We start from the raw sequence: 21,125 nt of genomic DNA, 5'->3' as shown, positions 1-21,125 counted from the left end.
ATGGCTGCGCCCACCTCGCCTCAGGTCGACGGTCCCTCGCGGTACTGGGAGGACGTCTCTGGCGAACATGACCTGACCCTTACTGAGATCACCGGCACGCTCCCGCCGGGGTTGACCGGAACGCTCTACCGCAACGGGTCGGGTCGCTGGAACATCGGTACGTCAAGGGTGGACAGCCTGTTCGACGCCGACGGCATGGTGGTCGCGTTCGCGATCGACGCCAACGGCGTCCGGTTCAAGAACCGGTTCGTCCGCACCGAGCACTACCTCGCCACCACTGCCGCCGGCCGAATGGTGAAGCGCGGCTTCGCATACCAACGTCCAGGGGGATTGCGGGCCAACGCGTTTCGGCTACCCGCCAACACCGCCAACACCAACGTGATGATCGGGGCAGACCAACTACTCGCCCTGTGGGAGGGTGGTCGGCCGCACGGAATGGATCTCGACACGCTCAACACGATCGGGATGTGCAGTCTCGACGGCGTGCTGAAGGGTCCCATCGGTGCGTATTCGGCGCACTACACCTACGACGCGACGACGGACTCCAGGGTCAACTTCGGGTTCGAACCCTACTTTCCTCGCCTCGATCTGCGGCACGTCCGTAGTGCGCCGAGCCGGGACGAGAAGATCAGGCGGCTGCGGGAACTCGCAGGCGAAGCGATCCCGCGTATGCGGCTACGACTGTATGAGACCGACCGCAACGGCGTCACCAGGTACCTCCGTGCGGTGCCGCTACCCGGCATGGGACTCATTCACGACATGGCACTGACCCCGCGCTACGCCATCTTCATGCTGTCTCCCTTGCGGATCAACCCCTGGGCCGCGTTGGGTCGGCAAACCTATTGGGACGCCATGCGGTTCAAGCAGAACGAGCCGTCTTACTTCGTCCTGGCCCCGCGTGACGGCGGGAAGGTCCGGACGATCGAGACCGACCCGTTCTACATGTGGCATTACGCCAACGCCTACGAGGAGGGCGCCGACGTGGTGGTCGAGCTGCCCCGCTTCGCCCCGGAGACCTTCGGCGGGATGCAGGCCTGGGGTGCGGACAGCCGTAGCGACACGGCGCGGTTGTACCGAGATGTCGCAGCCGAAGACCTACCGGACACCGTGCGCCTGACCCGTTTCCGTATCACGCCCGACGACCGGGTGCTGGCCGAACCACTTGCCCAATTGGGTTGCGAATTCCCGCAGATCGATCAGCGTCGCTCAACCCAACCGCACACGGTGACCTACGTGACCGTGCCCGGCGGCGGGGAGGGCAGCGGGGAGGGGATCGGCCGTTTCAACCACGCCGACGGCAGTGTGCAGACCTACTGCCCGCCGGGCCACAAACTCGTCGAGCCGATCTTCGTGCCGCGCCCGGGCAGCACCGAAGAAGGCGACGGATGGGTGCTGACCGTGGGGTATGACGAGGCCCAGCACCGTAGCCGACTGATGGTGTTCGACGCGCCGCACATCGACACCGGACCGATCGCCGAGGCCTGGCTGCCCTTCCACCTGCCGATGAGCTATCACGGTGCCTTCACTGATCGGGTGGCCAGGTTGTAGAAACTAGTTGGGCGCCAGGGCACTTTCGGTCAGACGTGCGATCACCGGCGACAACAACTGGGCGTACTCGGCAGTGATGTGGTTGTCGTCGCGGAACACCAAGGTGTTGCCGACGATCACCGGGCAGCGTTGGTCGGTGCAGAAGTACTGGTCCAGCCGCGCGTACTGGCCGCCGCCGGCCCGCACCGCTGCAGCCTCCGCGGCAATACCGCTGTCGTTCATCGCGATCGAGCGGTCGGGGGCGCAGGCCGACGCGTCGTCCATGTGTGCCGACAGGCAGGTCGGCACCGTCGTGTGCGGGTCGGGCACCGGGCCGAGCACCAGGACCCGCGCGCCGGTGCCGCGCAACTGCGACACGAGTCGCGTCAATCCGTCCAGCCAGGTCGGGTCGTAGCTGACGAACCCGAAGTCGGCCCCGTAGCGACGCACCATGTCCAGCACGATCAGCGCCGGGCGTTCGTTGGCGATCCTGGTCAGTACATCGGCCCGCCACTGCTTGCATTCGGTGAACTCGCGGTCGAGGTAGGGGCTGAGGATCGGGAGCTTCATGGGCGGGCAGGTGACCTTTGCGTAGGTCTCCAGCCGCCAATGCTGCTGTTGTGCGGCGGTTTCCAGCGCCGGTTGCCACATCCCCGCGTGAGAATCGCCGATCAGCGCGACCTTGGTGGCCGATGTGGTCAGGCCGGACGCGCAGTCCGGCACGGAGACGTCCTGCCACGACAGGACGCAACCGTTGACGAACGCCTCGGGTTTGGTGATGTTGTCCAGTGGCGGTGACAGATTCGACGGCACCGCGCGCAGGCCGGCCGAGGTGGCGACGGCTGCCTGTATCTGTTGTTCGGGCGTCAGAGCCCGCGTCGGAGCGGCAGCCGGGGGCGGTCCGATCAGGGCGACCGGAACCGCCGCCGGTCCGGACCCCGTCGGCACCGGACGTACCGCCAACAGCACCAGACCCGCGCAGACGGCCATGCCCGTCGCCGTCGCGCCGACGGCCAAACTGCGCCACGAGGACGCACGCAACGCCGCGGCGAACCGGGCCGGGTTCTCGACCAGATGCAACGTCAGGACCGCCAGGCCCAGCGATATCACCACCATCGCCAGCCGGCCCGCCAGCCCCAGACCCTGGCCGAACAATGCGGGCGCCAACAGCAGGACCGGCCAGTGCCAGAGGTACCACGAGTACGACAACCGGCCGATACCGCGCATCGCCGGTTTCGACAGCAGCCGTCCCACACCCAGGTCGGGTATCGCACACCCGGCCCCGATCACCAGTGCGGTCCCCATCACCGGCAGCATTGCCGCCGTACCCGGATAGGGCGTGGCCGTGCCGAGTTGAGTGCAGGTGGCCAGGATCAGCGCCAGGCCACCCCAGCCGACCAACGCCGCACACACCGGCGGAAGGGTGCGCCAGTGCGCCGCGGTCAACGCGATCAGGCCGCCGGCGGCCAACTCCCAGGCGCGCGTCGGCAGGGAGAAGAACGCCCAAGGCGGCATGGTCTGGGTCCACGACAGTGACACCGCGAGCGACGCACCGGCCACCACGGCCAGGACGCACGCATAAGGGACTGCTGAACGGGTGCCCCGGCCGTTGCGGGCCAGCAGCCACGCTGTGCCGAGGATCAGGGCGGGCCACAGCAGATAGAACTGTTCCTCCACACCGAGTGACCAGTAGTGCTGTAGCGGCGATGCCGCCGTCTCGGCCGCCAGATAGTCGGTGCCCTGCGCCGCTAAGCGGTAGTTCCCGGCGTACAAGGCGCTGGCGATCGCATCGGCCAGCACCGAGCGGGCCCGCAGTGGCGGTAGCAGGAGAGTTGCCGCCATCGATGTCGCCACGAGAACGAGTGCAGCGGCCGGGAGCAGTCGCCTGGCCCGGCCGGCATAGAACTGGGCCATGCGGACCGTCCCGGTGTCCGACGCCTCGCGCCACAGCAGCCCGGTGATCAGGAATCCCGACACGACGAAGAAGACGTCGACGCCGACGAACCCGCCACCGAAGCCGGGGACCTCCGCATGAAACAGCACCACGGCGAGCACCGCGACTGCTCGTAGACCTTCGATGTCGGGACGAAATTGTTTGTTTGACAGGGGTTTTCGCCCGCTCGCGGCGCTGCCGCGGCGGGCAGTCGGCCTCGCTGGGGTAATCACTCTGTTCACTCGAGTAACGATCGTCGCACGGCAACCCGCGTTGACCCTGGATTTGCCGGGCCTGTTGTACGCCTGTTGCTAGCCTCGTGCCGATGGGACGATCACGCATTGCGGCGCTGGCAGTGCTGTGCGGCCTGCTTTCGGGGTGTTGCGCTCCGACCGAAACCACGTCATCTCCGGCGTCGACATCGGGATCGGCATCACCGGCGAAGTCTGCGGCGGCCGACGGCAGCTGCGCTCTGAGCGGACTCCCGCCGGAAGCGGACAAGACCGTCGAGCTGATCCAGTCCGGCGGGCCGTTTCCCTACCCGCGCAACGACGGCGTCGTCTTCGGAAACTACGAGGGCCGATTGCCCAAACACGAGCGCGGCTACTACCACGAGTACACGGTGCCGACGCCCGGCAACAAGCACCGTGGCAAGCGGCGCATCGTCACCGGGGGATCACCGCAGAACGACCCGCCCGAGTACTACTACACCGGCGACCACTACGAATCGTTCTGCCTGATCGGAGGCATGTGAAGACGTATCGGATCGACGGGACCAAGGTGAGTTCCAGAGCGGACTTCTTCACCGAGATCGGCCGCGCGGTCAACGGCGACGGCGGCTACTTCGGCTCTAACCTGGACGCGCTGGCCGACTGCCTGCGCGGTGGTTTCGGTACGCCGGAGGATCGTAAGTTCCGGTTCGTCATGACCGACTATCGCAACATCAAAGACGCGCTCGGCGAGGACACTTGGAGCACCGTGCTGTTGATCTTCACCACCGAGGGTGTCGACCTCTGGCTGGAGAACTGACGCTCACCCTGTCCAGCAAATAGGGCTCGAGACTGCTTACGCGCGTCCGACGTGGGCAACAGCGCTGCGGCCTCGGGTTGGCAACGAGGTTCTGCGGCAACGGCGTTGACGCCTGAGGCACAGCCTGCGAAAACTGGTTACGCTGGCGTTCTGCGCGCCGTCAGGTGCGGGGATCACTGGCGGACAACAGGCGGGAGTGGCGCGCGCGTGACCGAAATGCCGGCGACTGCGACGACGTGGCTGATGGCCCGCACCGAGGGGTCCGCACACCTGTGGCAAACCGACCCAAGGGGTATGGCCGCCGCGCTCCCGTACTTTCGAGCGACGATGACTCACGTTGTCGCGCTCCACGGCGGCGCGTTGTCGGCGAAGCGACCGGCCTGCGACGGCTTCACGGCTGCCTTCGACCGCGCGAGCGACGCGGTGTCCTGCGCGCTGTATCTGCAACTGACGCCGTTGGATCCGTTCGAGCTGTGCATCGGTGTACACAGCACTGCCGCCGGTACCGAGCGGCTGCGCGACATCGCCCATGGTGGGCAGACATTGATATCGGGCACGGCGGCCTCGTTGGTCGAGGGTGACCTTCCGTCCGGCACGACGCTGAAATACCTTGGCGATCAACGCATGGACGGCGGCGAGCCCCAGGAGCGCCTCCTGCAGCTGTGCCATCCGGGACTGCACAAGTACCTGCGGCCCTTGCGCATGCCGAATGCGGTTCTCGCCGAAGTCCTGGTCAACTGACGCCTCAGTTGAAGGCCAGCCAGCTGGGCAGGGCGCGCTCGCGCGAATCGCACAGCACCTGACGGGTATCGCAGTTGCCGCGGGGTGATCCGGCGCCACTCCACATGCCTCCGGTGTCGCGGCGCAATACGATCGCCGACGAACCGCCGCCGTCGAGCAGCAGCGCGTTGTCGGCGCCGAGGCCGCGGAACAGGTCCTGGATGTTGTCCGGGGTGTAGCTGCCGCCCTGGAAGACGTAGAGCTGATCGGTGGCCCGGTTGTAGCCGATGGCGGTGCGCGCCGCACTCGGGCCGTTGTCGTTGAGCTGGCCGGTGTCGCCGGGAGCGAGCAGCCCGATGCCGGCGACCGCGACGAACCGGGCGTTCTGGTCCAGCAGCCGCTGGATCACCGGGGTGGCCGAGTCGTAGTCGTCATTACTCCTGGGCATCACCACGTACGGGGTGCCGCCCATGGGAAGGATCATGGTGGCCAGTGCGGCCCAACGCTCGTCACCGCCGGACAGGCCCTGCTTGCCCGCGTAGGCCAGCGTTCCCGTGACCGCGGCGTTGGCCCGGCCCAGCCCGCGGGTGTTGTCGACGTAGGCGCCCAGCGGGGACGAGCACTTGGTGTCGCGCCACGAGCCGCCCTTCTGCCCGCGTACGTCGAAGAAGTTGGCGTTCACCGCGATGGTCGGCTGGCCCAGGACCTGCCAGGCGGCGAGGGGCGCGTAGGTTTCCGATGCCTGCCAGAGTCCTTCGCTCGTCCGGGCGCCGGGGGTGCGCTCGCAGCGGGACTGATAGCCCTGATGGCTGTCGACCAGCAGGCGCGGGTTGAGTCGTCCGGAGGCGTTCTTCATCGTCATCAGGTGGCCGCCGTTGTTCAGCGTGTAGGCGCGGCCGTCGGCAGACAGGAAGGGCGCGGCGAACTGGCCGCCGAAGTTGTAGACGAGGTAGGCGCCCTTGGTGTTGGCGATCGCTCCGAGTAGCAGCGTCCGGGCGTCCTCGGCGCGTGCGACGGGCGAGCCGGTGGTGGCCAGGGCCGCGCAGACGGCAACGGCGGCCGCAGTGGCGACCGCACGTTGGAAGAGTTTTGCCAGGCCTGGCACGAACTACACAATAACCACACAGGAAACTCTGTCAACATGCGTAACAGCCTGGTCACGGTTGGATCAAGGGGCGATCGCACCTGATTGATCGGTGTTAGCTGGATCGGCCGTCTCGGGCTTACGTAGCACCGCCGGCCGCAAATGTGCGGGCAGCATGCGCAGGCCTGCCGCACCCAGCCCCGTCACCGCAATGGCGCCCGCGGTGGTCAGCAGTGCCGGGGCGGCCGGGAATGCGCCCTCCAGCAGCATCGCGACACCGAAGATGACGAACAAGGCGGCCGCGCCCAACTGGATCACCCGTTCGGGCAGGTGCTTGCCCGCGATCGCCCCGACCACGATGGCCAGCGCGTCGGCCGCCACCATGCCGATGGTCGAACCGATCCACACGCCGACCCAGTCGTTGTCGGCGGCCAACGTGATGGTTGCGAGCATCGTCTTGTCGCCGAGTTCGGCCAGGAGGAAGGCCGAGGTGACCGTGAAGAACGCCGGGGCCGTCGAGCGCTGGGCCTTGGTCGCCTCATCGTCGGACAGCTTGTCGCCGCGCAGAGTCCACAGCCCGAAGAACACGAACGCGACACCGGCGAGGATGCCGAGCAGGTGCGTTGGCAGCGCCGCACCGAGGTAGTGCCCCACCGCGACCGAGATCAGGTGAACTGCGGTGGTGGCCGCTGTGATGCCGATGAGCACCACCCACCAGCGGTAGCGCAGCGCAAATGTCATGGCCATCAACTGGGACTTGTCGCCGAGTTCGGCGACGAAGATGACAGCGAAACTCAAGAGCAGTGCAGCCAGCACTCGACAAACTCCTCGGTCGTTGGCTGCCGTTGGGGGCTGAACAGATGCCTCCGGCCGGCAAACCATTGGTCTACGGCCGAAGGTCTCGCCCACCGGTCGTGACCGGTTCGGATAACCGGGCCGCTCATGCGTCGCTGCTGCGCGGCCAGTATGTCGAATATCCGATTGGGGGCTACTCCCCTTCGCTGTTGTCCACCATACGCACGCCCGCGGGGTCGGTGCAAACCGTGGCGCACGAAAGTGCTTATTCGACAATAAGTTTGGGGATCGACACGGGAAAGTTCGGGTGCCCTGACAATGCTGGTTCAGGCACCCACATATTCAGCGAGGTGCTTACCTGTGAGCGTGGCACGGCCCGCGACGAGATCTGCCGGGGCCCCCTCGAAGATGACGCGGCCGCCGTCGTGCCCGGCGCCGGGACCCAGGTCGATGATCCAGTCGGCATGCGCCATCACGGCCTGGTGATGCTCGATCACGATCACCGACTTTCCCGAATCCACCAACCGGTCCAGGAGCCCGAGTAGCTGTTCGACGTCGGCCAGGTGCAGGCCGGTGGTGGGCTCGTCCAGGATCAACGTATCGGCCTTCTCGGCTCCGGTATCTCCGAGCCGAGCGGCGAGCTTGAGCCGTTGCCGCTCGCCACCGGACAGGGTGGTCAGCGGCTGCCCGAGGGTGAGATAGCCCAGGCCCACATCGGCCATCCGGGACAGGATCTTCTGGGCCGCAGGCACTTTGGCCTCGCCGTCGGAGAAGTACTGCTCAGCCTCGCTGACCGGCATGGCCAGCACCTCGGCGATGTCGCGTCCGCCGAGTGTGTACTGCAGCACCGAGGCGCCGAACCGCTTGCCCTCGCATTCCTCGCAGGTGGTCTCGACGGTGGCCATCACCCCGAGGTCGGTGTAGATCACCCCCGCGCCGTTGCAGGTCGGGCAGGCACCTTCGGAATTCGAGCTGAACAGCGCCGGTTTGACGCCGTTGGCCTTGGCGAAGGCCTTCCGGATCGGGTCGAGCAGCCCGGTGTAGGTGGCCGGGTTGCTGCGGCGCGAACCGCGGATCGGGCTCTGATCGACCACCATCACGCCCTCGCGGCCGGCCACCGAGCCGTCGATCAACGAACTCTTTCCCGAGCCCGCGACACCGGTGATGACCACCAGTGCACCCAAGGGGAGGTCGACGTCCACGTCGCACAGGTTGTGGGTATCGGCACCGCGGATCTCCAACGCTCCATTGGGTTCTCGCACCCTGCTTTTCAGGGCCGCGCGGTATCCCAGGTGGCGCCCGGTCACGGTGTCGCTGGCCCGCAGACCCGCCACGTCGCCCTCGAAGACCACCTCGCCTCCGGCCGATCCGGCGCCCGGTCCCAGATCGACGACATGGTCGGCGATCGAGATCGTCTCCGGCTTGTGCTCGACCACCAGCACGGTGTTGCCCTTGTCCCGCAGGGCCAGCAGCAGATTGTTCATCCGGGCGATGTCGTGGGGGTGTAGGCCGATGGTCGGCTCGTCGAAGACGTAGGTGACATCGGTCAGGGAGGAACCGAGATGACGGATCATCTTGACGCGCTGAGCTTCTCCACCGGACAGCGTGCCCGCGGGGCGATCCAGCGACAGATAGCCCAACCCGATCTCGACGAAGGAGTCCAGCGTGTGCTGCAGAGCAGTTAGGAGCGGGGCCACTGTTTTCGCCTTGGAGGTGTCCTTGACCGTTTCGAGCCACCCGGCCAGGTCGGTGATCTGCATCGCGCACGCCTCGGCGATGTTGACACCCTTGATCTTCGACGACCGCGCAGTGTCGGACAGTCGGGTGCCGTCGCATTCCGGGCAGGTGGTGAACGTGACCGCGCGCTCCACGAACGCGCGGATGTGCGGTTGCATGGCCTCGACGTCCTTGGACAGGAACGACTTCTGGATCTGCGGGATCAGCCCCAGATAGGTCAGGTTGACCCCGTCGACCTTGAGCTTGGTCGCCTCCTTGTGCAGTAGCGCGTCGAGTTCCTTCTTGGTGAACTTGTTGATCGGCTTGTCCGGATCGAAGAATCCGCATCCCCGGAAGATTCGGCCGTACCAGCCGTCCATGCTGAAACCCGGGATGCTCAGCGCGCCCTCGTTCAGCGATTTCGTGTCGTCGTACAGCGCGGTCAGGTCGATGTCGTTGACCGCGCCACGGCCCTCGCACCGCGGACACATCCCGCCGACGATCTTGAAGTCACGCCGCTCCTTGACCGTGCGGCCACCCTTCTCCAGCGTCACCGCTCCCGCCCCGCTGATCGAGGCCACATTGAACGAAAACGCCTGTGGCGAACCGATATGCGGGCTACCCAGCCGGCTGAACAGGATGCGCAGCATCGCCCCGGTATCGGTGGCGGTGCCGACGGTCGAGCGTGGGTCGGCGCTCATCCGCTGCTGGTCCACGATGATCGCGGTGGTCAACCCCTCGAGGACGTCGACCTCGGGCCGGGCCAGGTTCGGCATGAAGCCCTGCACGAACGCGCTGTAGGTCTCGTTGATCAACCGCTGGGATTCAGCGGCGATCGTGTCGAACACCAGCGAGCTCTTGCCCGATCCCGAGACGCCGGTGAACACCGTCAAGCGGCGCTTGGGCAACTCGATGTCTACGTCCTTGAGGTTGTTCTCGCGGGCACCGGTGACCCGGATCAGATCGTGACTGTCGGCGGGATGCATCGGTTAGCGCGACTCCTGGATACGGACCATGTTGCCGGCGGGATCGCGAAGGGCGCAGTCCCGCACGCCATATGGTTGCTCGGTGGGTTCCTGGACTACTTCGACGTCGCCGGCCTGCACTTTTTCGAATGTGCTGTCGAGATCCTTGGTGGCGAGCAGGAGCGTCCCGAAGGTGCCCTTGGCCATCATCTCGGCGATGGTGCGGCGCTCGTCGTCGGTGAGGCCGGGGGTGGCGGTCGGCGGGTACAGGACGATGGAGGTGTCGGGCTGGTTCGGTGGGCCGACGGTGATCCACCGCATCTTGTCCTTGCCGACGTCGAGGCGGACCTCGAAGCCGAGGACGTCGCGATAGAACGCGAGGGATTCTTCCGGATCGTCGAGCGGGAGCATGCTTGAGTGAATGGTGAGTTCCATGGGTTTCACGCTAGGTGCAGGCGGGTGGCCGGCGCTTCTCGATTCCTGATCGGTTTGGTGACCTGCTTCTCGACGCAGGACGGCATGCCATTCGTCACTCCGGCGGTCTGTTGCCGATACGCACTCGGCGGGATGCCGACGAGTTCGGTGAACCGGGTGCTGAACGTGCCGAGCGAGGAGCAGCCGACGGCGAAGCACACCTCGGTGACCGACAGGTCGCCGCGGCGCAGCAGCGCCATGGCGCGCTCGATGCGACGGGTCATCAGATAGGAATACGGCGACTCGCCGTAAGCGATCTTGAACTGTCTGCTGAGGTGCCCGGCCGACATGTTGACCCCGCGGGCAAGCGCTTCGACGTTCAGCGGCTGCGCGTACTCGCGGTCGATGCGGTCCCGGACCCGGCGCAGCAGCTTGAGATCACCCAGCTGTTGGTCGGCCACATCGGCGATGGTACGGCTCGGGCAAGGTCACGGCGACAGCCGATACACCGCGCCGGCGTAGTCGTCGGTGATGTAGATGGCGCCGTCGGGGCCCGCGACCGCGGCCACCGGACGTCCCCAGCGGGAGCCGTCGTCGGCCTGGAAGCCGCCGACCAGGGTCTGCTGCGGGCCCAATGTGCCGTCGTGCCAACCGAAGAACGACACCTCGGGGGCCTGCGGTGACCGCCGGTTCCAGGAGCCGTGGACCCCGACGAGGGCACCGGGTCCGTAGGGCGGCGGCAGTTCGGCGAAGCTCATGCCCAGCGGGGCGGAATGGGCACCGAGAGTCTGTTCGACCGGTGGAAGTGCCGCACAGTCCAGCTTGCTGCCGTCGGGGTTGGTCTGCATGTCGCGGATGAACCCGGCCGGTGGCGGGCCGTCGGGATTGCAGTACGGCCAACCCAATTCGCGTCCGGGCGTCAGCTTGGCCACCGACTCCGGCGGATGGTCGTCGACATAGTCCTGGCGCACCCGGCCCTGCGGATCGGCGACGTCGTCGCGGTTGTTGACCGCCGTCCACAGTGAGCCGTCGGGGGCCGGCGCCAGGCCCGTTCCGTTGCGGACCCCGGTGGCGAACGGGGTGGCAGACCCGCCGCCGGGCGGCACCCGCATGATGGTGGCCCGCGGCGGCGTGGCGGTACGGTCCTCGGCCGAGATGTTGCCCGTCGAGCCGATTGAAAAGTACACGGCGCCATCGGGTCCCACGGCGACGCTCTTGAGTGCGTGGGCGTAGGCACCGTGCAGGTCGGGACTCTTGGCGTCGGGCAGATCGTCGGCGATGGTGCGGCGGTTGACGGCCCGGCCGTCGACGTAGTCGTAGGCGTCGATCCGGTTGCTCTCGGCCACGTACAACGTCGGGCCGGCGAAGAACAGGCCGTGTGGTTGCTCCAGCCCGTCGAGCAGCGTGCGCTGGGCCGGGCGCACCGTCAGCACCTGACCGGTAGCCGGTACCGACACCAGCAAGGCGTCGTCCGGCGCGAACGCGGCCATCCTGGCCTTGGGCACGCGGGCGATCACCTCGATGGTCCAGCCGGCGGGTATCTGGGCGCGGCGAGGTTCGTCGAGCGGGGCCTGGGCGAATCGCTCGGGCACCTGAACGAGTACCGATGCGAGGCCGGCAGGTGGAGGCTCCGAGGTCGACGCCGAGGGGGTCGGCGGTGATCCGGTTCCGGGATTCGTCCCACACGCGGTCAGGGTGACCGCGGTGACCAGTGCGATCGCGCTACGCGCCGCCCAAACCCGCATTCATCTCCCAGACCAGGATCTCGGCTTCGGTGTCAGCTGTGACCCGTCCGCCCGAATCGGTGAGGCGCGCGGCGTCGCCCTCGGCGAGTGGACCGGACCCCGCCAGCGTCACCGCGCCGCGTGCAACGAACAGGTGGACGTAGCGGGCCTGCGGCAGTTCGACCGAATCGCCGGGCCGCAGCCGCGCGCCGTACAGCGTGGCGTTGCGGTTGTGCAGGGTGACGGCCGCATCGCGGGCACCGGAGGCGATCGGGGTCAGCGTGGCGGCCAACTCGATCTCCTGCTGCTGATAGCTCGGTGTCACTCCGGCCGTATCGGGCAAAACCCACATCTGCACGAAATGCACCGGCTCATCGGCAGATCCGTTCTTCTCCGAATGCTGCACGCCGGTGCCCGCCGACATCCGCTGGGCCAGACCCGGATAGATCACCCCGGAGTTGCCCATCGAATCCTCATGCGCCAACTGGCCCGACAGCACCCAGGTGACGATCTCCATGTCCCGGTGCGGGTGGGTGTCAAAGCCGGCAGCCGGCGCGACGATGTCGTCGTTGTTCACCAGCAACAGGCCGTGGTGGGTGTTGGCCGGGTCGTAGTAGTCGGCGAACGAGAAGGAGTGCCGTGAATTCAGCCAGTCGGTTGTGCTGGCGCCGCGGTCCCCGGCGCGGCGGATGTCGACCGTGGCAGGCATGGTGCCAGCCTACCGAGGGCCGTAGCTGACCAACCGGTGGATCGGGGAGGGCCGGGGCCTAGTGTGTTGGGCGTGGAACTCAACGGAGCAAGCGCCATCGTCACAGGTGGCGCATCAGGTATCGGCGCGGCGACTGCCCGCCAGTTGGCTGCCAAGGGAGCCCGCGTTGTCGTGGCTGACCTGCAGGCGGACAAGGGCGAGGCCCTCGCCAAGGAGATCGGCGGCATCTTCGTCACCGTCGACGTCACCAACACCGACCAGATCATCGATGCGGTCAAGACCGCGGCGGACCTCGGCCCGCTGCGCGCCCTGGTGAACTCGGCCGGCGTCGGCTGGGCCCAGCGCACCATCGGCAAGGACGGCGAGTTCTCCTCGGCTCACGACCTCGGCCTGTACAAGAAGGTGCTCGACATCAACCTGGTCGGCACCTTCGACTGCATCCGCATCGCCGCCACCCAGATGAGCAAGAACGAGCTCAGCGAAACCGGCGAGCGCGGAGCCATCGTCAACATGACCAGCGTCGCGGCGTTCGACGGCCAGATCGGCCAGGCGGCCTACTCGTCGTCCAAGGGCGGCGTGGTCGGCCTGACCCTGCCGGTGGCCCGCGATCTGTCCGCTGTCGGCATCCGCGTCAACACCGTGGCCCCCGGCCTCATCGACACCCCGATCTACGGCGAGGGCGAGGCCTCCGAGGCGTTCAAGGCCAAGCTCGGCGAGTCGGTGCTGTTCCCGCACCGCCTCGGCAAGCCCGACGAGCTGGCCTCGATGGTCGTCGAGCTGCTGACCAACTCGTACATGAACGCCGAGGTCGTCCGCGTCGACGGCGGCATCCGGATGCCACCGAAGTAACTTTCGCGAGCAGACACAAAATCGCCCTTTTCCATGCCGAAAAGGGCGATTTTGCGTCTGCTGGGCAAAATCATCAGGTGACCGACACCTGGTGGGGCGACACGTTGATCGGCCTCGGCGCCGCCCTGCTGCTGAGCTGGCTCGTTCTCGTCGTCGCGCTGCTCATCGTGCGGCCGCGCGGAAATCTGCTCACCGAGGCGCTGCGCATACTTCCGGACCTGTTGCGGTTGATCCCTCGCCTGGCCAGGGACAGATCGCTGCCCCGGGGTGTGCGCGTCCGGTTGGCGCTGTTGGTCGTGTACCTGGCGCTGCCGATCGATCTGATCCCCGACTTCATCCCCGTGGTCGGCTATGCCGACGACGCCATCATCGTCACCTTGGTGCTGCGCGGCGTCGTGCGCCAGGCAGGGTTGGCGGCTGTCCGGGCGCACTGGCCGGGTACCGACGACGGGTTCGACGCCCTGACGCGGCTGACCGGGTTGTCCCGCTGAACAAAAAGCAGATTCCCCCTTTTCGACGCTGAAAAGGGGGATTCCGTGTCTGTGGGGTTTACCAGTCCGACTCGTCGAACTTGATGACACCGCGAATGTTGTTGCCGTCCAACATGTCCTGGTAGCCCTGGTTGATGTCCTCGAGCTTGTAGGTCCGGGTGATCATGTCGTCGATGTTGAGCAGGCCCGACTTGTACAGCGCTGTCAGACGGGGCGTCTCGACGTGCGAGTTGCCTCCGCCGAAGATGTTGCCCTTCAACGTCTTCTGCAACATGGTGAACAGGAACAGGTTGAGCTTGACGTCGGCGTCCATCATCGAACCCATGCCCGTCACCACACAGGTGCCGGTCTTGGCGGTGAGGATCATTGCCTCTTCGATGTACTCACCCTTCATCTCGCCCACGGCGATGATGACCTTGTCGGCCATCAGGCCCCAGGTGGTCTCGATCATCGGTGCGATGGCCTCGGCCATCGACGCGTAGACGTGGGTGGCGCCGAACTTGATGGCCTGCTCACGCTTCCACTCGTTCGGGTCGATCGCGATGACGTGCTTGGCGCCCGAGATCACCGCACCCTGCAGCGCGCTCATGCCGATGCCGCCGACACCGACGATGACGACGGTCTCGCCGGGCTTGACGTCGGCGACGTTGGTGGCCGAACCGAAGCCGGTCGGTACCGCGCAGCCCATGATGGCGGCGGTCTCGAACGGGATGTCCTTGTCGATCTTGACGACCGAATCCTTGTGCACCGTCATGTACGGCGCGAAGGTGCCGAGCAGGTTCATCGGCGACACCTCACGGCCGCCGGCGGTGATGCGGCTGGTGCCGTCGGCGATGGCCTTGCCGCCGAGCAGGACGGCACCGCGGTCGCACAGTGAGCGGAAGCCCTTCAGGCACGGCGGGCATTCACCACAGGCCGGGATGAAGGCGAGGATGACGTGGTCGCCCTCCTCGATGCCGGTGACGTTCTTGCCGACCTTGGTGACGACGCCGGCGCCCTCATGGCCGCCGAGCGCCGGCAGCGCCATCGGGGTGGCACCGGTGGTCAGGTGGTAGTCCGAGTGGCACATGCCCGCGGCATGCATCTGGATCTGTACTTCGTCGGCGACGGGGTCGCCGAGGTCGATCTCGTCGACCTTGAATGGCGAGTTGAGTTCCCACAGCAGGGCGCCTTTGGTCTTCATGGGAGGCGATAATAGAACAGGTTGCAATACTGTCGAGTAACTGGCCCCTGAACAGGCAGTTTGTCTGCTTGATTTCGTCGTCGAGTGGCCGGTTGTGACACGCGTCAGGTGGATCTGTGTGCATCAGGTGGCCACTCGGCGATGAGTAGCGCGGCCGACGGGGGTCTATCCCGCATGACCGAGATCAACGCAAGCATCGTCCCCAACCTCTGGTTCGACCGCGAGGCCGAACAGGCCGCGCAGCACTACATCGACGCGTTCGGCGGCAATGGCCGCATCGTCAAGACCATCGCCTCCCATCCCGATTCGCCCTCTCCCCAGGACGTGCCGGTGGTGGTCGAGTTCGAATTGGCGGGTCAGCGCTTCGTCGGCATCAACGGAGGCCCGCACTTCCACTTCACCGAGGCCGTCTCCCTGGAGGTGCGCGTCACCGGACAGGAGCAGCTCGATCAGATCTGGGCGGCACTGGTCGAGGGCGGCGAGGAACTGCCCTGCGGCTGGCTCAAGGACAAATACGGGCTTGCCTGGCAGATCACCCCGACCGAGTACTACGACCTGCTGGACAACGGCGACGACGCCGCCGATGGCCGGTTGATGGCGGCCGTGCTGAAGACCGTCGGCAAGTTCGACATCGCTGAACTAGAGGCGGCCTACAAAGGTTCGTAGGTTCCTGACCGCCGAGTGGCCAGTTGCCGCACATTGAGACCGGTTTGGCGTGTCATAACTGGCCATTCGAATGTTGGATCCCCAGAGCGACTTTGATCCACAGCAGGCGTGCCACCGCGCCGGGAGCCCGGGGGATGTGTCTCACGGCCCGGCGACTGTACGGGCATGGACTCTCCCTTTCTCGGACCCTTTCTCGGCACAGAGGCGTTGGCGGAGGGGACGGTGACGAGACGGAAACTCTCGAGTCGTCATGAGGCCGTCTATCGCGATGTCTACCTCGCCAAGGGCACCGAGATGACAGCGGCGAAGCGCGCTCTGGCCGCGTGGTTGTGGTCCGGGCGTCAGGCGACGTTGACGGGCCTCTCGGCGTCGGCGGTGTACGGCACGCAGTGGATCGACCCCACAGCGCCTGCCGAGCTCTACCGCCGCAATGGAAAACCGACCACCGGGATCCTCATTCACCGCGACGAGTTGTATGCCGACGAGACCCGCCGGTTCGCCGGTCTTCCGGTGACGACGCCCGCACGTACCGCTTTCGACCTGGGCCGGCGGCCGGGTCGGGACGAGGCCGTCATCCAGGTGGACGCCCTCTCGCAGGCGACTCGCTTGTGCGCGCCCGACATCGCACCGCTTCTCGACCGGCATCCGGGTGTTCGAGGTCTGGTGCAACTGCGCGAGGTCCTCGACCTGATGGACGGCGGCGCCGAATCGCCGCCGGAAACCCGCACCCGTCTGGTGCTGATCGACGCCGGACTGCCGAAGCCGCAGGCACAGATCTTGGTGCACGGGAACTTCGGCGCCAGGCGGTCTGCGCGCATCGACATGGGCTATGCCGAATTCAAGGTCGGGGTCGAATACGAGGGCGCACAGCACTGGACCGATCCTCGCGTGCGAGCCAACGACATCGACCGCTATGCCGAACTCGCCGCGCTGGGGTGGTTGATCGTCAGGGTCGGAGCGGACTTGCTGAATCACCGACCGCAGGTGATCGTGGCTCGGGTTTGCGCGGCCCTGCGGGCCCGAGGAGCTCAGTGGCCAGTTGTTGCACGGGTTTCAGCAGATCGTGTGGCGTAATTGGCCACTCGACGCCTAGAGAGATGCCGGCAGCCCGAACTTCTCGAACAGCGACAGTTCCATGAAAGCCACCACGTGGGAGATGCCCTCGGGGCCTACGTCGAGAACATGCAGCTGAAAGGCCTCGTGCCGGCCCGTCTCGGCGTTGAGCATGTACATCGCCGCGGCCGGCTGGCCGTTGGCGCTCGTGGCGATGAACCGCATGTCCCCGGGCTTCTCGGCCGGGCACTTGTAACGGGACAGGTCGCCGATGGCCTGCGGCCCCTGATACCAGCTGTCGAAGGGCGGCATCTCCCAGATGGCCTCTGCGGTGAACAACTCGACGAGCTTGTCGATGTCGTAGGCCTCGAAGGCAGCCATGTAGTTGCGCAGGAGGTTCTGGGCGTGCGGGGAATCCGGCGGGTCCATCGCATCGTCCTGGCTGGGTCCGACCGCGTCGAGCTGGGCCCGGGCGCGCTGCAGCAGGCTGTTGACCGCGGCCGTCGACGCCCCGATGGCCTCGCCGACCTCGGCCGCCTTCCACTGCAGCACCTCCCGCATCACCAGCACCGCGCGCTGACGGGCGGACAGATGCTGCAGTGCCGCGACGAACGCGAGCCGCACCGAATCGCGGGTCCCCACGATCGTGCTCGGATCCGCCGGGTCGTCGGTGGAGTCAGGCAGCGGCTGCAGCCACGGGATCTCGTGGTGTTCGGCGATCTCGTCGGTGGGCGACGAACTCGGATTGCCCAGGCCCGACGGCAGCGGGCGGCGTTGTCTGCCCTCCAGAGCCGTCAGACAGGTATTGGTGGCGATGCGATACAACCAGGTCCGCACCGAGGACTTGCCCTCGAAACCCCCGTACGCCTTCCAGGCGCGCAGGTAGGTCTCCTGCACCAGATCCTCGGCGTCATGCAGCGAGCCGGTCATCCGGTAGCAGTGGGCGAGCAGCTCACGGCGGTAGCGCTGTGCATCGGCCAGGAACGCATCGGCCGAGCTGTCGTCATCCAGGCGGTGGGCGAGGACCGTCACATTCGCGAGCTTACGCAGCGCCCCCGACAACCACGACCGAAAAATCTCCGACAGGTGCGGCTACGCTCGCCAGGGTGACCAGCACCCGCAGTGAACAGACCTTTGACGGCGTCGGAGGGGTCCGCATCGTCTACGACGTATGGACGCCCGACACCGCACCGCGGGGCGTCGTCGTTCTCTCCCACGGCCTGGGCGAACACGCCGGGCGGTACCACCACGTCGCGCAACGGTTCGGGGAGGCCGGCCTGGTCGTCTATGCCCTCGACCACCGGGGACACGGCCGCTCGGGCGGCAAGCGGGTGTACCTGCGCGACATGTCCGAATACGTCGGCGACTTCCACACGCTGGTCGGCATCGCGACTGCCGAGTATCCCGCCCTCCCGCGCCTTGTGCTGGGACACAGCATGGGCGGCGGCATCGTGTTCAGCTACGGCGTCGAATATCCCGACGAGTACACCGCGATGGTGCTGTCGGGACCGGCCGTGGCCGCGCAGGCCGCGGTGTCGCCGGTGCTGGCGGCGGTGGCCAAGGTGCTCGGCAAGATCGCCCCCGGGTTGCCGGTGGAGAATCTCGACGCCAATGCGGTTTCCCGCGATCCCGAGGTGGTGGCGGCCTACAAGGCCGATCCCCTGGTGTGGCACGGCAAGGTCCCCGCGGGTATCGCCCGGGCGCTGATCATCGTGGGGGAGACCATGCCGCAGCGGGCCTCGGCCCTGACCGCGCCACTGCTGGTGGTGCACGGCGAGAAGGACCGGCTGGTGGCCGTCGAAGGCAGCCACCGCCTTGTCGAATGTGTGGCCTCCGAGGATGTGCACCTCAAGGTGTACCCGGGCCTGTTCCACGAGGTGTTCAACGAGCCCGAGAAGGGGCTGGTTCTCGACGACGTGACGTCCTGGATCGAGACCCACCTGTGAGAAAGCTTGTGGTGGCACTGCTTTCGGTGCTCCTGGTCGCCGGCTGCGGTGCGGAGGAGGCATCGACGCAGGACCAGCAGCCGAACTGGACCGACACCGACGTCACCTTCGACGCCGACGGACTCACCATCCACGGGACCTACCGGCATTCGGGCGCGACGACCCCGGCGGCACTGCTGATCTCCGAGAGCGGGCCCACCGACCGCAACGGCGACAACAAGGTCGTCGGCCCGGTCGGCAACATGCGTCAGCTCGCGGAAACACTGTCGGACAAGGGAGTCGCGACCCTGCGCTACGACAAGATCGGAACCGGCGCCACCAAGCTCGGCCCCTACGCGGCGAAGCCCACCGACGTGGTCAGCGCCGTCTACACCATCGGCGCGGCCGCCGCCCTGCGTTTCCTGGCCGCACAGCCCGACACCGACGAGGCCGAGCTGTCGATCTACGCGGTCGGCGAGGGCGCCATCCACGCCATGACCCTGGCCGGCGCCGCCGATCCGAAGGTCCACTCGCTGGCCCTGTTTCAACCGTTGTCCGGCCGCTACCTGGACATCATCACCAACCGGGTGCGCGCCGGGGCCAGTCCTGAGGTCCTGACGGCCTGGCTGGCCGCCGTCGACGAGATCCGCACCAAGGGGACGGTGCCCGCCAACCTGCCCGAAGGCCTCGGTGCCATCGTCAACAAGGACAACCTCAACGCCATCGTCGAGGCCGACAAGATCGATCCCCTGCAGCTGGCCGCGCGGCTGCCCGACGGGATGCCGGTGCTGCTCACCTGCTCGGACTCTGACGCCCAGGCCAGCTGTGAGACCGAACGTCCGCTGATCGGGGCGCTCAAGCACACCGCGCTCACGGTCGTCGAGCTCAAGGGCGTCAACCATGTGCTGCGCGACGATCCCACCGACAGCATCGCCAACTACGGCAAGCCCGGTCCGTTGTCACCGCAGGTGGTTGAGGCGATCGGCAAGTTTGTCGGTACCGGTGGCTAGGTTTGTCGCGTGAGCGACGACAAGATGTTGGCGCGCATCGCCGCACTGCTGCGTCAGGCGGAGGGCACCGACAACCTCCACGAGGCCGAGGCGTTCATGGCCGCCGCCCAGCGGCTGGCCACCGCCACCTCCATCAACCTGGCCCTGGCCCGCGCGCATTCCGCGGAGCGCACCAAGGCGCAGATGCCGGTGCAACGCACCATCACCATCGGCGAAGCCGGAAGACGCGGATTGCGTACCTATGTGCAGCTGTTCGTGGTGATCGGGATGGCCAACGACGTGAAATGCGATGTGGCGTCCAACTCGACCTTCGTCTACGCCTACGGGTTCGCCGAGGACATCGACGCCACCCACGCCCTGTACACCAGCCTCCTGGTGCAGATGGTCAAAGCGTCGGAGAGCTATATCGGCTCAGGCGCCCACCGGCCGACTCCGACCATCACCGCCCGGCTCAACTTCCAGCTGGCCTTCGGTGCCCGGATAGGCCAGCGCCTGACCCAGGCCCGCGAGGAAGCGCAACGCGAGGCCGACGAGGCCGCCCGGCCGGGCACCGCTATCGCCCTGCGGGACAAAGACATCGAGCTGCGTAGCTTCTACCGGGAGGCCTCGCAGGCCCGTGGGACCTGGCGTGCCACGAACGCTTCGGCCGGGTATTCGTCGGCCGCCCGCCGGGCCGGGGATCGCGCCGGTCGCCACGCGCGGCTCGGGGCCACCCAGGAGATCTCCGGCGCGCGCGGCGCCCTGGAGCAGTGAGCGTCAGGGACACCCAGCGTGCCAGGGTGTACGCCGCCGAACAGTTCGTCCGCACCATGTTCGACCGTGCGGCCCAACACAGTTCACGCGTCATCGACTTCTTCGGTACCTCACTGACGTTGCCGCCGGAGGCCAAATTCGGGTCCGTCGATTCAGTGCAGCGCTACGTCGACGACGTCGTCGCCCGGGTCGGAGCCGGCCCGGTCGCAGTGCGTTCCCGTCGGGGTGCCACCGCAGCGCACTACGAACTGGTCGACGGCAAGGCCGTCATCGCCGTCCCCGAGCGTGATACCTGGGCACTGCGAGAGTTGGTGGTACTGCACGAACTGGCCCACCACGTGAGCCAGGCCGACCCGCCCCACGGACCAGCCTTCGTCGTCGCCTACTGCGAGTTGTGTGACACGGTCATGGGTCCGGAGGTCGGGCTGGTGCTGCGGATGGTCTACGCCAAAGAAGGTGTGGTCTGACCCCGAGTACGCGATCATTGCCGTATTGACGCACTAGTTGGATTGGCGAATGGCCGGCCGGGTCGCTGAGACGGCGCGCCGGTGCCAGTCGTGCGGTAGCGACCTGCGGCCG

Annotated in this window: 22 protein-coding genes; 12 read left to right on the top strand and 10 right to left on the bottom strand. The window is 66.9% G+C overall.

What is annotated here, in order from left to right:
- On the top strand, positions 1-1,548 hold the full coding sequence (locus AC4ELH_RS11845; RefSeq protein WP_498884575.1) for a carotenoid oxygenase family protein: 1,548 nt from the start codon (positions 1-3) through the stop codon (positions 1,546-1,548).
- Positions 1,549-1,551: 3 nt separating this feature from the next.
- Here AC4ELH_RS11845 and AC4ELH_RS11840 read toward each other — a convergent pair whose 3' ends face one another.
- Positions 1,552-3,702 carry an acyltransferase family protein gene (locus AC4ELH_RS11840; RefSeq protein ID WP_498884573.1) on the bottom strand — a complete coding sequence of 717 codons (2,151 nt, stop codon included), beginning with the start codon at positions 3,700-3,702 and terminating at the stop codon, positions 1,552-1,554.
- 83 nt (positions 3,703-3,785) lie between these two features.
- On the opposite strand from AC4ELH_RS11840, the gene AC4ELH_RS11835 reads away from it, so the two are divergent.
- From AC4ELH_RS11835 to AC4ELH_RS11825, 3 genes are all read left to right on the top strand, one after another.
- Entirely contained in the window at positions 3,786-4,214 is a 429-nt protein-coding gene (locus AC4ELH_RS11835) for a guanyl-specific ribonuclease (RefSeq protein WP_448444234.1), read from the top strand.
- Entirely contained in the window at positions 4,211-4,489 is a 279-nt protein-coding gene (locus AC4ELH_RS11830) for a barstar family protein (protein WP_448444232.1), read from the top strand. Before AC4ELH_RS11835 ends, AC4ELH_RS11830 begins: the two co-directional genes overlap by 4 nt.
- A 216-nt stretch (positions 4,490-4,705) precedes the next feature.
- Positions 4,706-5,230, top strand: a complete 525-nt coding sequence (locus AC4ELH_RS11825) for a LuxR family transcriptional regulator (protein WP_448444769.1) — start codon at positions 4,706-4,708, stop codon at positions 5,228-5,230.
- A 4-nt stretch (positions 5,231-5,234) separates the two neighbouring features.
- Here the strand turns inward: AC4ELH_RS11825 and AC4ELH_RS11820 are convergent, their stop codons facing one another.
- The 7 genes from AC4ELH_RS11820 to AC4ELH_RS11790 form a co-directional block, all read right to left on the bottom strand.
- Complete coding sequence (locus tag AC4ELH_RS11820; protein WP_498884571.1) at positions 5,235-6,314, bottom strand: phosphodiester glycosidase family protein; 1,080 nt, start codon at positions 6,312-6,314, stop codon at positions 5,235-5,237.
- A 63-nt stretch (positions 6,315-6,377) separates the two neighbouring features.
- On the bottom strand, positions 6,378-7,109 hold the full coding sequence (locus AC4ELH_RS11815; RefSeq protein ID WP_448444229.1) for a TMEM165/GDT1 family protein: 732 nt from the start codon (positions 7,107-7,109) through the stop codon (positions 6,378-6,380).
- A 305-nt stretch (positions 7,110-7,414) separates the two neighbouring features.
- The gene (locus AC4ELH_RS11810) at positions 7,415-9,790 is read right to left on the bottom strand and encodes an ATP-binding cassette domain-containing protein (RefSeq protein WP_448444227.1); all 2,376 of its coding nucleotides are present in this window, start codon (positions 9,788-9,790) and stop codon (positions 7,415-7,417) included.
- A gap of 3 nt (positions 9,791-9,793) precedes the next feature.
- On the bottom strand, positions 9,794-10,204 hold the full coding sequence (locus tag AC4ELH_RS11805) for a VOC family protein (RefSeq protein WP_448444225.1): 411 nt from the start codon (positions 10,202-10,204) through the stop codon (positions 9,794-9,796).
- A gap of 5 nt (positions 10,205-10,209) precedes the next feature.
- Positions 10,210-10,644 (bottom strand): helix-turn-helix transcriptional regulator, encoded by a 435-nt coding sequence (locus AC4ELH_RS11800; RefSeq protein WP_064881309.1) that lies wholly within the window; start codon positions 10,642-10,644, stop codon positions 10,210-10,212.
- A 27-nt stretch (positions 10,645-10,671) separates the two neighbouring features.
- Complete coding sequence (locus AC4ELH_RS11795) at positions 10,672-11,928, bottom strand: PQQ-dependent sugar dehydrogenase (RefSeq protein ID WP_448444223.1); 1,257 nt, start codon at positions 11,926-11,928, stop codon at positions 10,672-10,674.
- Positions 11,906-12,616, bottom strand: coding sequence for a pirin family protein (locus AC4ELH_RS11790; RefSeq protein WP_448444221.1), 711 nt, complete (start codon positions 12,614-12,616; stop codon positions 11,906-11,908). Before AC4ELH_RS11790 ends, AC4ELH_RS11795 begins: the two co-directional genes overlap by 23 nt.
- A gap of 72 nt (positions 12,617-12,688) precedes the next feature.
- Here AC4ELH_RS11790 and AC4ELH_RS11785 point away from each other — a divergent pair, with 72 nt between their 5' ends.
- The gene (locus AC4ELH_RS11785) at positions 12,689-13,465 is read left to right on the top strand and encodes an SDR family NAD(P)-dependent oxidoreductase (RefSeq protein WP_055119465.1); all 777 of its coding nucleotides are present in this window, start codon (positions 12,689-12,691) and stop codon (positions 13,463-13,465) included.
- Positions 13,466-13,542: 77 nt separating this feature from the next.
- A complete protein-coding gene (locus tag AC4ELH_RS11780) occupies positions 13,543-13,956 on the top strand; it encodes a YkvA family protein (RefSeq protein WP_498884568.1) in 414 nt (137 codons plus the stop codon).
- 58 nt (positions 13,957-14,014) lie between these two features.
- Here the strand turns inward: AC4ELH_RS11780 and AC4ELH_RS11775 are convergent, their stop codons facing one another.
- Positions 14,015-15,139, bottom strand: coding sequence for an NDMA-dependent alcohol dehydrogenase (locus AC4ELH_RS11775; protein ID WP_064881318.1), 1,125 nt, complete (start codon positions 15,137-15,139; stop codon positions 14,015-14,017).
- Positions 15,140-15,313: 174 nt separating this feature from the next.
- Between AC4ELH_RS11775 and AC4ELH_RS11770 the strand changes: the two genes are divergently transcribed.
- Both AC4ELH_RS11770 and AC4ELH_RS11765 read left to right on the top strand, forming a co-directional pair.
- The gene (locus tag AC4ELH_RS11770) at positions 15,314-15,805 is read left to right on the top strand and encodes a VOC family protein (RefSeq protein ID WP_463791560.1); all 492 of its coding nucleotides are present in this window, start codon (positions 15,314-15,316) and stop codon (positions 15,803-15,805) included.
- Positions 15,806-15,970: 165 nt separating this feature from the next.
- Positions 15,971-16,879, top strand: a complete 909-nt coding sequence (locus AC4ELH_RS11765; RefSeq protein ID WP_498884567.1) for a type IV toxin-antitoxin system AbiEi family antitoxin — start codon at positions 15,971-15,973, stop codon at positions 16,877-16,879.
- Between the two features lie 15 nt (positions 16,880-16,894).
- On the opposite strand, the gene AC4ELH_RS11760 is transcribed toward AC4ELH_RS11765, so the two are convergent.
- Positions 16,895-17,920 carry a sigma-70 family RNA polymerase sigma factor gene (locus AC4ELH_RS11760; protein ID WP_448444211.1) on the bottom strand — a complete coding sequence of 342 codons (1,026 nt, stop codon included), beginning with the start codon at positions 17,918-17,920 and terminating at the stop codon, positions 16,895-16,897.
- A gap of 44 nt (positions 17,921-17,964) precedes the next feature.
- Between AC4ELH_RS11760 and AC4ELH_RS11755 the strand changes: the two genes are divergently transcribed.
- The 4 genes from AC4ELH_RS11755 to AC4ELH_RS11740 are packed head-to-tail and all read left to right on the top strand — an operon-like array spanning position 17,965 to position 21,013.
- Positions 17,965-18,804 (top strand): alpha/beta hydrolase, encoded by an 840-nt coding sequence (locus AC4ELH_RS11755; protein ID WP_064881325.1) that lies wholly within the window; start codon positions 17,965-17,967, stop codon positions 18,802-18,804.
- Positions 18,801-19,793 carry a hypothetical protein gene (locus tag AC4ELH_RS11750; protein ID WP_448444208.1) on the top strand — a complete coding sequence of 331 codons (993 nt, stop codon included), beginning with the start codon at positions 18,801-18,803 and terminating at the stop codon, positions 19,791-19,793. The genes AC4ELH_RS11755 and AC4ELH_RS11750 overlap by 4 nt, the downstream gene beginning before the upstream one ends.
- A gap of 9 nt (positions 19,794-19,802) precedes the next feature.
- Positions 19,803-20,546, top strand: coding sequence for a DUF2786 domain-containing protein (locus AC4ELH_RS11745; protein ID WP_498884564.1), 744 nt, complete (start codon positions 19,803-19,805; stop codon positions 20,544-20,546).
- Positions 20,543-21,013: a TIGR04338 family metallohydrolase gene (locus AC4ELH_RS11740; protein ID WP_064957625.1), complete on the top strand. Its 471-nt coding sequence runs from the start codon at positions 20,543-20,545 to the stop codon at positions 21,011-21,013. Before AC4ELH_RS11745 ends, AC4ELH_RS11740 begins: the two co-directional genes overlap by 4 nt.
- Positions 21,014-21,125: the final 112 nt, after the last annotated feature.

Source organism: Mycobacterium shunyiense (assembly GCF_058270075.1).
The sequence above is the reverse complement of the archived record's forward strand: the minus strand, read 5'-3'. Positions and strand labels throughout refer to the sequence as shown.